Raw genomic sequence first — 11,208 nt, 5'->3', positions numbered from 1 at the left:
ACCCTTGTAGGTCGCGCCCTTGCCGTTCAACGTGGTGCGCGCTAGGCGCGCTTTCAGATCACTCTTGTTCGAAGCGACGCCGGAACCGCTCCTCCATCCGGTGCGTGAATCCGTCCGCAGACTTCTTCCGACCCCGCGCGGAGGTTTTGCCGCCCTTTCCGGAATCCGCTCCGCTGGATGCGGCACCCGGAACGGACCGGCGACGTCCGTCGACCAGCACGAGGACTCCCGCACCGAACATCACGAGAAACCCGAGCAGGCTGATGATCGGGAACCCGCCCGGCTTGACCGGTAGAGCGACTCCCGCAATAAGCAACGACAAACCCAATACGAACAACGCGCCGGCCTGCAGCCGTCGCCTGTTCGACGCCATACCCATTCGCTTTCCGCGAACGGTCGAGGCGAACTTGGGATCCTCAGCATAGAGCGCGCTCTCGATCTGATCGAGCATGCGCTGCTCGTGCTCGGAGAGTGGCACGGTACCTCCCCCGGCACTAAACGGTGGCCGCCGAACCCGGTGGGACAAATCCGGCGGGGCGCCGTCATCACGGCCGCCTGAGACAATGATACGAGCACATTTCGTCCGGGACCACCAACTACGAAAGTTGGTTCGATCTCCCAGGGCGAAAAAGGGCCGTTCGGCCAGGAACCGAGGTCACATGCGGGTCCCAGTTCCGCTCTCAGCTGACAAGTAGTTCTCGACGTCGTGGAGAAAACGCCCCACCTCGTCGTAGAACATCGACGCGTCGCCGGCGTCGACCGCCCTCGATGCTCCCGCCTCCACCGCGGCACGCATGGCGGATCGATCGGCGAAGAAATCGGCCCAGCCGGCGAACGCGTCGTCGGCACGCATCATCATCACCCAGGCGTTTCGGGTCGCGGGTCTCCGACGAGGCCGTTGCGATGCCCTCAATTCGGCCGCCGCAACCACCGCACCCGCACCGCGCAACGCCGCGAGATAGGACAGCCGGAACCGTTCACCCGGAGCTTCCGCGCCTGCCGCTCCGGACAACAGCTCGTCCGCCTTGCGCAACAGCGACGCGGCGCGAGCCGACATCGACGGCCCCACGCAACCTCCGGGCGCTTGCCTGCCGGTCGACCTATGTGATCTTGATCTCGAGGTGTTCGGCGCTGCCATTGTCATGCACCTTCCCTGCCCTGCCGCGGTGCGGCTCCGGCCCGGGGAATCCGGGGATGTCCGCTTCCCTCGAACATCCCCGGATCACCGGCATCGAACATAGGTTCGACGTATTCAATATAGCTGGACCCACCGACACGTCGTCAAGGGAAGGCGGTCTCCGTCCCCATATGAGCACTGACCCGAATCGGCACGACCCCGAGCCGATACTCGTCGACCTCACTCCGGCGGAGTTCCGGACCCACCTGCCCGAACTCCTGTCCGTCTACGTCACGGCAATGCGATATCCGCGCGGCACCGAACACCACCGTGCACCGATGTGGTCGGAGCACGCAGACCGCGACGGCTGGCATGCCGTGGCCGCGATGATTCCCGGCGAACCCAGCAGCTTCGTCGGGATCGCCTACGGCTATCACGGGCGCCCTCACCAGTGGTGGAACCAGCAGGTACGCACCGCGATGCGCCACGCCGGAACGGCCCCGGACTCGATCGATGCGCTCCTCCGCGACTACTTCGAGCTGACCGAACTGCACGTGCAGCCCGATGCACAGGGTCACCGCATCGGAGAAGCGCTGCTCAGCAGACTGCTGCAGGACCGAACCGAGGAAGCGGTCCTACTGTCGACACCTGAGGTCGCCGAAGAGGACAACCGCGCGTGGCGTCTCTACCGGCGTTTCGGCTTCCGCGATGTGGTCCGCCGATTCGTGTTCACCGGGGACGCCCGCCCCTTCGCGGTTCTCGGTCGCGCCCTCCCCATGGAACCGGCCCCGTCGGAGGCATCGAGATGACCGCCGTGAGTGGTTCCGTGCTCGATGCCGTCGTCGTCGGTTCCGGCCACAACGCACTCGTCTCGGCCTGCTACCTGGCCCGGGAAGGTTGGTCCGTCGAAGTCCTCGAGCGCGACACCGTGCTCGGCGGCGCTGTCTCGACCGTGGAGCGTTTTCCCGGGTACGCGGTCGATCGGGGGTCGTCGGCGCACATCATGATCCGGCACTCGGGAATCCTCGAGGAACTCGATCTGGCCGATCACGGCCTGCGATATCTCGACTGTGATCCCTGGGCCTTCGCTCCGCCCCCGGTCGGAAGCGACCGTCCCGGCATCGTCTTCCACCGCGACCTCGATCGCACCTGCGTGTCGATCGAGGCTGCCTGCGGGACTCGCGACGCCGATGCCTACCGCCGATTCGTGCATGAGTGGGGTCCGCGCAGCGCCGCGGTCATGAAATCCTTCGCAGCACCGCCCACGGCCCGTCATCTCGTCCCGTCGTTCCGGGGACTGGACATCGACGGCGGCGCGCTCGATCTGTCGCGGCGATTCCTCACTTCCGGCGACGCCCTGCTCGATGAGTACTTCGACGACGAACCGCTCAAGGCCGCGCTCGCCTGGTTCGGTGCACAGTCCGGACCACCGATGTCCGAGCCCGGTACTGCGCCGATGGTGGGATTCGCTGCACTGATGCACACGCTCCCTCCGGGCCGAGCCGTCGGCGGCAGTGGCGCACTCACCCGCGCCCTCGCGTCCCGGCTCGCCTCCGACGGAAGTACCGTGACATGCGGTGACGCCGCGGTGGAGATCCGTCGTACGGGCGACTCCTGGACCGTCCGTACCGAGTCGGGACGGACCGTCCGGGCCCGCACCGTCATCGCCGGATGTCACATCCTCACCACACTGGATCTGCTCGAGCGGGGCGGTTTCGACGCCGCCCGGATCGACACGTGGCGACGACGCATCCGCGTCGGCCCGGGCATCGGTATGGTGCTCCGGCTCGGAACCGACTCGCTCCCCCGCTATCGCGGCGCACCCGGCGACGGCGGCGACACCATCGGCCTGCAGTTGCTCGTCGACGACCGTGCCCATCTCCGTCTCGCGCACGGCTCGGCGCTCGCCGGCGAATTGCCACCGACGCCCGCCGTTCTGGCGATGAGTTTCTCCGCGATCGACCCGTCGATCGCGCCCCCGGGCGAGCACCAGATCACGTTGTGGTCGCAGTGGCATCCATACCGGCTCCGCGGTGAACGCAACTGGCGGTCGGAAGCAGCCGCTGAGACGGACCGGATCATTGCCGAGATGGAGAACCGCGCACCCGGCTTCACAACCGGCATCCGCCATGTGCATACGCAGACGCCGGAAGACATCGAGCAGGAGATGGGTCTGATCGGCGGCAACGTCATGCACGTGGAGATGACACTCGACCAGATGTTCTTCTGGCGTCCCGTCCCCGAACTGTCCGGTTACCGGGTCCCGGGAGCCTCCGGGTTGTATCTCACGGGTGCGTCGACGCATCCCGGAGGCGGCGTGTCGGGTTCGAGCGGCCGCAGCGCCGCACGCGTCGCACTCGGCGACGCCCGCGGTGGCCTGCTGCGCCGAACTCTCGGCCGGTTCTCGCGGTGACCCCGGCGGATATGCGCGACACGTCGCTTCTGTGCGGTCCACGGCTCGGTGACCGCGGCCTCGCTCGGGGCGCCGGTGCCATGGACGACGACGAGTGCGGCGCCGGTCAACGCGGAGACGCTCGCACAGAACTTTCGGCGCCACACACGCACGACGACGCGCCGAAACCGACCCGATGGTCCGACGGCCCTACACCGACCTGGCACCATATCCCTGTGCCGCCGTCCTCCACAGCTGTTCGCCCCACCTCCCTCCGTTACCGGACCCTCGCCATGCTCGGGCTCCTGATCGTGCTGGTACCAGCGCTCACCGGATGTCTTCGGGTGCAGACGTCGATGGGAATCTCGTCGGACGATCGGGTCTCCGGCCAAATCGTGGCAGCGACGATACCCATCGACGAGAACGACAAGGGTCCGGAACTGACGGTCCCCTCCGCACTGGCCGGGAAAGTGCGCGTACAGGAGTACGCGCAGGACGGGTATGTCGGCAGTCAGGTCTTCTTCAGCAACCTGACATTCGGCGACGTACAGCAACTTGCGACCATGTCCGAACAGAGCGCAGGGTCCTTTCAGCTCTCGCTCCAACGTGCAGGCGACCTCGTGTCGCTCACCGGCCGAGTCGATCTCGAGGCAGCGCCCGAACGCGGCACCGACGTGCAGTTCACCATCGCCTTCCCCGCACGTGTCGCCACCACGAACGGGGACCGCGAGTCCGATTCGATCGTCTCGTGGAAGCTGCCTGCAGGCGAAGTGAGCACGATCCGAGCCGAAGTGCGTTATTCCGATCCCAACACCCGCGGATTCGCAGGCTGGGCGGGAATCGTGGCAGGCGGCGCCACGGCCGTCACGCTGTTGATCTGCGCACTGGCCTGGTTCACTCGCAATCCCGCACCCGTACGAGCACCGTCGAACGGGCGGAGCAAGTCCTGATCTGCGCGGCACTCGCAGTCAGGATCGACGAGTACCCGTGTTCACGAACTGTCAGGCCGGTTGCGCAGCAGATGCCTGCATCTCGATGCCGAGGCGCGTGAGGACCTCACTCGTCGCCCGCGCGAAGTTCAGTGTGATGAAGTGCAGGCAGGGGGCACCTTCGGAGATGAGCCGTTCGCACATTTCGGTGGCCACATCGATTCCCACCTCACGCACCGCGGCCCGGTTCTCCTCCGGTCCATTCCCGGCCGCCCTCACCAGGCGCTCCTCGAGCGCCGCCGGAAGCTTCGATCCGGACAGTTCGAGACTGCGGCGCGCGGAGCGCAGCGACGTGATCGGCATGATCTCGGGGATGATCGGCTTCGCGGCCTGCTCTACATCGAACGCAGCGACCCGGTCACGTAACCGCAGGTAGTGCTCGACGTCGAAGAACATCTGAGTGATGGAGTATTCGGCACCCGCGCGGAGTTTGTTCACCAGAAATCGGGTGTCGTGGGCGAGATCGGGTGAACGATGATGCCCTTCGGGGAAGGACGCCACCCCGACGTGGAAATCACCCAGATCACGTACGAGTCGCACCAGCTCGTCGGCGTGTGCAAGTCCGTCGGGGTGCGGTTCCCATTCGCCGAGCGGGTTACCGGGCGGGTCGCCGCGCAGGGCCAGGATGTTCGTGATGCCACGATCCGCATAGGCACCGACCATCGCACGGAGTTCGTCGACACTGTGTCCGACCGCGGTGAGATGAGCCACCGGCAGCAGTGTCGTTTCCTCCGCCAGATCGCCGGTCACTCGGACGGTACGGTCGCGGGTGGAGCCGCCCGCTCCGTACGTCATCGAGACGAACGCGGGTCCGAGCCGTTCGAACACTCGGACGGCGCGCCACAGGCGTGCCTCGGCGTCCGCGTCACGGGGCGGAGAGAATTCGACCGAGAACGGAATGCGTCCGCCGCGCGGGTCGCCGAGACGATCCACGATCGACGGGGTACGCGAGTCGCTCACCTGCTCGACTCGTTCGGCGCCCCCGGCAGCCGCGCCTTCACTGTTCCCCCTGAAATCGAATACCACGCGTCCAGCATAGGGTGCGCCGGCCAGCGACCGGCCACCGGCGACGACGAAGGGCTCCGGATAAGGTGGGTGTCGGTGCCGCGCGACCCGTCGCGCGGCGATCGACTCATTCGACCAGGAGGAATCCCCTGCCCACCGGACCCGCACCCGTGCCCACCGCTCCGCTACCCGAACTCGTCGAAGGCGCGCTGCGGCAGTTCTTCCACTCCAAGGCTCCCATCGTGGAGGCCGTCGGTGGAGGTTACCGAGAAGCGGTGACCGCTCTCGAGTCGTTCGTCCTGCGCGGCGGTAAGCGGGTGCGCCCATCGTTCGCATGGTCCGGGTGGCTCGGTGCAGGCGGGGATCCGGCCGGACCGAACGCCGACGCGGTGTTGCGGGCCTGCTCGGCGCTCGAGTTGGTGCAGGCCGGTGCGCTGATCCACGACGACATCATCGATGCGTCCACCACGCGTCGTGGCTTTCCCACCGTGCACGTCGACTTCGCCGGCCTGCACCGCGACAACGGCTGGCACGGCGGGCCGGAGGAGTTCGGACAGGCCGTCGCGATCCTGCTCGGCGATCTCGCGTTGGTGTGGGCGGACGACATGGTCCGCGAAGCCGGGCTCGACCACGCCGCGGCAACGCGGCTCGGCCCTGTCTGGTCGGGTATGCGCACCGAGGTCCTCGGCGGTCAGTACCTCGACATCGCCGGTGAGGTCGCGGCGGACGAGTCGGTCGAGGCCGCGACCCGCGTCAACCGATTCAAGACCGCCGCATACACCATCGAACGCCCGTTGCATCTCGGTGCGGTCCTCGCCGGTGCAAGCGACGAACTGATCGACGCATACCGTCGTTTCGGCACCGACATCGGACTTGCGTTCCAACTACGCGACGACCTCCTCGGCGTCTTCGGCGATCCGGAGGTCACCGGAAAGCCGTCCGGCGACGACCTTCGCGCGGGCAAGCGCACTGTGCTGTACGCGCTCGCACTCGAAGCCGCAGATGCCGACGACCCGGTCGCCGCGGCGACGCTGAGAGAGGCGATCGGCACCGATCTGAGCGACGCACAGGTCGAGCAGGTACGCGGCCTGCTCATCGAAGTCGGCGCGGTCGACGAGGTCGAGAAGCAGATCGCCGACCTCACCGAGCGTGCGTTCACTGCGCTCGACTCGTCCGGCGCGACCGACGCGGGCGCAGTGCTCCTGCGCGAGGCGGCCTTGGCCGCAACGCGGCGCGCATCCTGATGCCGGTCCGTACCGTTCCCGGCGCACAGCAGATGGTCGCGCTGGGCGCGGGCCTGGCGGGCCTGTCCGCTGCCCTGCACCTGAGCGACTCCGGGCAGCGGTACTGAGATGCACGCCACGCCGGCGCCGAGGCGGAAGCACCGCATTTTCCGACTCCACTAAACTGTGTCATCGTTCTTGTCAGCTGTGCCCAGCACCAACGCGACTTCCGGGGGAGGAATCGTACCCATGTCGTCCCCTGCTGCTTCCGAAGCAGACCCGGATGATCGATCGGCCACCGTACCGGCACCGGCAATCGCATCGCCCGAACCGACAGGTCCGCCGCTGAGTCCGACGGATCTTCCCCGTCGGGGCCCGACTCATTTTTTCCGAAGTCCCGCAGGCAATGCGGCACTCCTCGGAGCCTGTGGAGCGGCCCTCCTGACTTTCGGCAGCTTCGGTGCAGGCAGTGTGCGCCGCGTCGACCCACTGCTCGAGGACATGTACCTGTCGTGGCTGCGGTTCGGACACGGTCACCTGCTCTCCACGATCATCGTCTGGGTCGGTGTCCTGCTGATGATCGGCGCCTGGGTCCGCCTGGGGCGTGCGGTGCTCGCCGACAGCGCATCGGTCCGCGACCTCTGGAAGATCCTGCCCGCGTGGACCGTGCCCCTACTGGTCGCGACCCCGATGTTCAGCCGAGACGCATACTCGTATCTCGCCCAGGGCGCCATGTTGCGCGACGGGTTCGATCCGTACTCGGAAGGCCCCGTCGTCAACCCGGGTCTGTTGCTCGACAATGTCAGCAACGTCTGGACCACGACGACCACCCCGTACGGACCGGTCCATCTCCTGCTCGGCGCAGGCATCACCTCGATCACCGGCGACAACGTCGTGTCCGGCACGTGGCTGTGGCGGCTGCTGATGTTGCCCGGCCTGGTGCTCATGGCCTGGGGCGTGCCACGACTCGCGCGCCGGATGGGCGGCAATCCCACCGTCGCGGTGTGGCTGGCGGTCCTCAACCCACTAGTCCTCGTTCATCTCGTCGGGGGCGTCCACAACGAGTTGCTCATGGTCGGGCTGATGGTCGCCGGGATCGTGCTCGCACTCGAAGGCCGCCATGTGAGCGGCGTCGCCCTGGTGTCGCTGGGCGCCGCGATCAAGGCCACCGCCGGAATCGCACTGCCCTTCCTGGTGTGGGTGTGGATGATCCACGAGCGCGACCGCGCGATCGCCGAAGGCCGCGAACCCGTCTCCCCGATCACCTTGTTCGCCAAAGCGGCAGGCACCGGGGTCGCGGTGTTCACGCTCGTGTTCGGCGGCACCTCGTTGATCGCCGGCGTCGGTATCGGTTGGCTCACCGCCCTGTCCGGCTCGTCGAAGATCATCAACTGGCTGTCGCTTCCGACGATGACGGCCCACATCGTCACCTGGTTCACGCCGTGGCGTCTCGGTTCCGTGCTCGAAGTGACACGGATGCTCTGCATGATCGCTCTCGTGGTGATCCTGGTCTTCGCATGGTGGCGCTTCCGCCGCACGGAACGCGACGCCGTTCTCGGCATCGTCATCGCACTCACCGCCGTGACACTGCTGTCGCCTGCCGCGCTGCCGTGGTACTACTCGTGGCCGCTGGTCGTGGCGGCAGCGTTCGCGATGTCCACACGCACCCTGATGGTCCTCGTCGCGTTGTCGACATGGCTCATGCTGATCTTCAACCCGGACGGCTCGATCGGGATGTACAACATCGCGCACGTGGCACTCGCCGTGTTCGCGGCGGTCGTCGCTGCGCTGTCGTTGCGCAACCCCGATCCGCTGCATCTGCGCGCGGCCACGCGGTGAGGCCGGGGGTGCCCGACCGCACCGCGTTCGTGCTCTACGGACGGATATCCGTCGCGCCTGCGCAGGCGGCCTCGGGTGTGCGTGTCAGAAGGCCGAAGTTGTCCTAGAAGGCTGCGGCCTGTGCTCGCCTGATCACTTCCCTCATCGAATCGGTGTGCATCGCACTGATGGCGTTTCCACCGGGGAGGGTGTCGTCCTCCCGGAACATCCATTCCAGGATTTCCTCGCCACTGAATCCTCCGTCGTGGAGCACCGCGATGAGTCCGGGGATGCCCTTGGCGATCGCGCCGCTGTCGTCGAAGAACGCCTCGGGTACGACGGGAATGCGGTCGCGTTTGATCGCCAGGAACTGGCCGTCGCGCAGCAGTTGATGGACGCGGGTGATGGCAAGGCCGAGTTGCTTGGCCACGTCGACGAGTTGCAGCACCGGCACGGTGCGGTCAAGGACGTCGTCGCAGTACGGAATAGTGCTCACGGTTCATTACCGTATCGCCGATGCGCGGAGGACACGTACGCGACCGTCTGTCGGCGCCATGACTACGATCGACGGGGACGAGATCGGGACATCGAGACACGGGGGTACACCGGGTGACCGCTGGAGGCGACCACATGGTCGGCAAGCTCCTCGACCGGCGCTATCTGATCGAAGCACGGATTGCTCGCGGAGGCATGTCGACCGTGTACCGCGCCACCGATCAACGCCTCGACCGCCCGGTCGCGGTGAAGGTCATGGACCACCAGTTCGCGGCCGACCCTCAGTTCCTCGCACGGTTCGAGTTCGAGGCCCGGTCGGTGGCGCGACTCAACCATCCAGGACTCGTGGCGGTGTACGACCAGGGGCAGGACGGCGACGATGTGTTCCTCGTCATGGAACTCGTGGAAGGCGGCACGCTCCGCGAGTTGCTGCGTGAGCGCGGGCCGATGCCTCCGCATGCTGCGGCAGCAGTGGCAGCACCTGTACTCGGCGCACTCGCGGTGGCCCATCGGGCGGGCCTCGTGCACCGCGACGTCAAACCCGAGAACATTCTGATCTCCCGGAACGGGGAGGTGAAGATCGCCGATTTCGGCCTCGTGCGTGCGGTGGCGGCCGCGAATACGACGTCGCGCAGTGTGATCTTGGGTACGGCCGCATACCTCTCCCCGGAGCAGGTCACGACCGGTAACGCAGATGCGCGCAGCGATGTGTATTCGACCGGTGTCCTGATGTTCGAGATGCTCACCGGTCGGACCCCGTTCACCGGTGACACATCACTGTCCGTTGCATACCAGCGTGTCGAGAAGGACGTACCCGATCCGGGTACCTGGATCGACGGTGTGCCGGAGGAGTTCGACACCCTGGTGCGTCACGCGACCGAACGTGAGCCGGGTGAGCGGTACTCCGACGCCGGTGCGATGGCCGACGCCCTCACCGACCTCTGCGATTCACTCGACCTTCCCCGATACCGTGTTCCGGCGCCCCGGAAGTCCGCCACCACGGCGAAGGTCCCGGTCGTGGCGCCCGCAGCACCGCCACCGGCGGCGACGAGTGCAGTTCCCGACACCACCGTGATCGGACAGGCCTCCGCGCCCGCTACGGATGCGGCGCCGACCATGGTGCACCGCGCAGCGTCACCGGCAAACGGGCAGGTCCACGCACAGCCGCAGCACACCAAGGTCGTCACGCGGGAGCACCAGCGCACCGACACTCGGGAGGTACACGGGGGTGGCCCGGCCTCGCCTCCCGGCGACGGCACGCGGCCCGGTTATCCCGCGAGTAGACGCACCTCCCGGCGGACCACCACCGGCTGGATCGCCGCGATCGTCGTGCTCGCGCTGCTCCTGGGCCTGGCCGGATGGTGGCTCGGTTCGGGCAGGATGATCGACATTCCTGCGGTGCAAGGCATGGACCGCGCCGCCGCGGCAGCAGCCATCGAGACCGCAGGCGCGACCGTGGAGACCCGCGGTGAGTACTCGGACGCCATTCCCATCGACACGGTGCTCGGCACCGATCCGGCGGTGGGTTCACAGGTCCCGCGGGGTGATGCCGTCGCGCTGCTGGTGTCGTTGGGTCGTCCGACGGTGCCGGGTGTTCCCGGTGGAGGCGACCGGAACACGGTCGAGGACGAATTGCGGCGTCGCACCTTCGAGCCCGTCGACGGTGGGACGGCGTTCAGTGCGTCGGCACCGGAAGGCGCCGTCGCGGCACTCGACCCGGCACCGGGCACGGTTCTGCCGGTCGGCGCGAAGGTCGAGGTGATCATCAGCAAGGGTGCTGCCCCGGTGGAGCTTCCGAATCTGAAAGGCCGGACCGTCGATGCCGCGCGCGCAGCGCTAGAGAAGGCAGGTCTGACCGTGCAGGATCAACGGGAGGTGTTCGATCCCGACGTCGATGCAGGCCGGGTCTCGGGGACCGATCCGTCGGAAGGCGACCGGGTCGGCGCAGGCGGCACGGTCACGCTGCTCGTGTCGAACGCCGTGAAGGTGCCGTCGATGTTGGGGCGCTCGGTCGCATCGTCGCGCGAAGAATTGGGCAGGCTGGGTCTGGAAGTGGACGTGCGGCAACTCGCCGACTCCGACCGCTCCGTGGTGATCGGGCAGAGTCCGGGTGCCGGTGACAGAACGGAACCGGGCAGCAGGGTCGTACTGACCGCGGTGCCCTGATCC

At 67.2% G+C, this 11,208-nt stretch carries 10 protein-coding genes; 6 read left to right on the top strand and 4 right to left on the bottom strand.

Going from position 1 to position 11,208, the window contains the following annotated elements; genetic code table 11:
- Nucleotides 1-58: 58 nt before the first annotated feature.
- Both ACFWB0_RS22415 and ACFWB0_RS22410 read right to left on the bottom strand, forming a co-directional pair.
- Nucleotides 59-478: a DUF3040 domain-containing protein gene (locus ACFWB0_RS22415; RefSeq protein ID WP_378492595.1), complete on the bottom strand. Its 420-nt coding sequence runs from the start codon at nucleotides 476-478 to the stop codon at nucleotides 59-61.
- Between the two features lie 177 nt (nucleotides 479-655).
- On the bottom strand, nucleotides 656-1,069 hold the full coding sequence (locus tag ACFWB0_RS22410) for an SAV_6107 family HEPN domain-containing protein (protein WP_378492594.1): 414 nt from the start codon (nucleotides 1,067-1,069) through the stop codon (nucleotides 656-658).
- A 239-nt stretch (nucleotides 1,070-1,308) separates the two neighbouring features.
- Between ACFWB0_RS22410 and ACFWB0_RS22405 the strand changes: the two genes are divergently transcribed.
- The 3 genes from ACFWB0_RS22405 to ACFWB0_RS22395 all read left to right on the top strand — a co-directional run bounded on the left by ACFWB0_RS22405 (nucleotide 1,309) and on the right by ACFWB0_RS22395 (nucleotide 4,459).
- Entirely contained in the window at nucleotides 1,309-1,926 is a 618-nt protein-coding gene (locus tag ACFWB0_RS22405; RefSeq protein ID WP_378492593.1) for a GNAT family N-acetyltransferase, read from the top strand.
- Nucleotides 1,923-3,530, top strand: a complete 1,608-nt coding sequence (locus tag ACFWB0_RS22400) for a phytoene desaturase family protein (protein WP_378492592.1) — start codon at nucleotides 1,923-1,925, stop codon at nucleotides 3,528-3,530. The genes ACFWB0_RS22405 and ACFWB0_RS22400 overlap by 4 nt, the downstream gene beginning before the upstream one ends.
- 209 nt (nucleotides 3,531-3,739) lie before the next feature.
- Complete coding sequence (locus ACFWB0_RS22395) at nucleotides 3,740-4,459, top strand: LppM family (lipo)protein (protein WP_378492599.1); 720 nt, start codon at nucleotides 3,740-3,742, stop codon at nucleotides 4,457-4,459.
- Between the two features lie 51 nt (nucleotides 4,460-4,510).
- Here the strand turns inward: ACFWB0_RS22395 and metF are convergent, their stop codons facing one another.
- A complete protein-coding gene (metF, locus tag ACFWB0_RS22390) occupies nucleotides 4,511-5,431 on the bottom strand; it encodes a methylenetetrahydrofolate reductase [NAD(P)H] (protein ID WP_378492598.1) in 921 nt (306 codons plus the stop codon).
- Nucleotides 5,432-5,673: 242 nt separating this feature from the next.
- On the opposite strand from metF, the gene ACFWB0_RS22385 reads away from it, so the two are divergent.
- Nucleotides 5,674-6,747 carry a polyprenyl synthetase family protein gene (locus ACFWB0_RS22385; protein WP_378492591.1) on the top strand — a complete coding sequence of 358 codons (1,074 nt, stop codon included), beginning with the start codon at nucleotides 5,674-5,676 and terminating at the stop codon, nucleotides 6,745-6,747.
- A 228-nt stretch (nucleotides 6,748-6,975) separates the two neighbouring features.
- On the top strand, nucleotides 6,976-8,565 hold the full coding sequence (locus tag ACFWB0_RS22380) for an alpha-(1->6)-mannopyranosyltransferase A (RefSeq protein ID WP_378492590.1): 1,590 nt from the start codon (nucleotides 6,976-6,978) through the stop codon (nucleotides 8,563-8,565).
- 103 nt (nucleotides 8,566-8,668) lie between these two features.
- On the opposite strand, the gene ACFWB0_RS22375 is transcribed toward ACFWB0_RS22380, so the two are convergent.
- Entirely contained in the window at nucleotides 8,669-9,040 is a 372-nt protein-coding gene (locus tag ACFWB0_RS22375; RefSeq protein ID WP_378492589.1) for an Rv2175c family DNA-binding protein, read from the bottom strand.
- Between the two features lie 113 nt (nucleotides 9,041-9,153).
- On the opposite strand from ACFWB0_RS22375, the gene pknB reads away from it, so the two are divergent.
- Nucleotides 9,154-11,205: a Stk1 family PASTA domain-containing Ser/Thr kinase gene (gene pknB / locus ACFWB0_RS22370; RefSeq protein WP_378492588.1), complete on the top strand. Its 2,052-nt coding sequence runs from the start codon at nucleotides 9,154-9,156 to the stop codon at nucleotides 11,203-11,205.
- The last annotated feature ends 3 nt before the right edge of the window (nucleotides 11,206-11,208 follow it).

Origin of the sequence: Rhodococcus sp. NPDC060086 (genome assembly GCF_042730275.1) — a bacterium.
Classification (GTDB): Bacteria; Actinomycetota; Actinomycetes; order Mycobacteriales; family Mycobacteriaceae; genus Rhodococcus.
The sequence above is the reverse complement of the archived record's forward strand: the minus strand, read 5'-3'. Positions and strand labels throughout refer to the sequence as shown.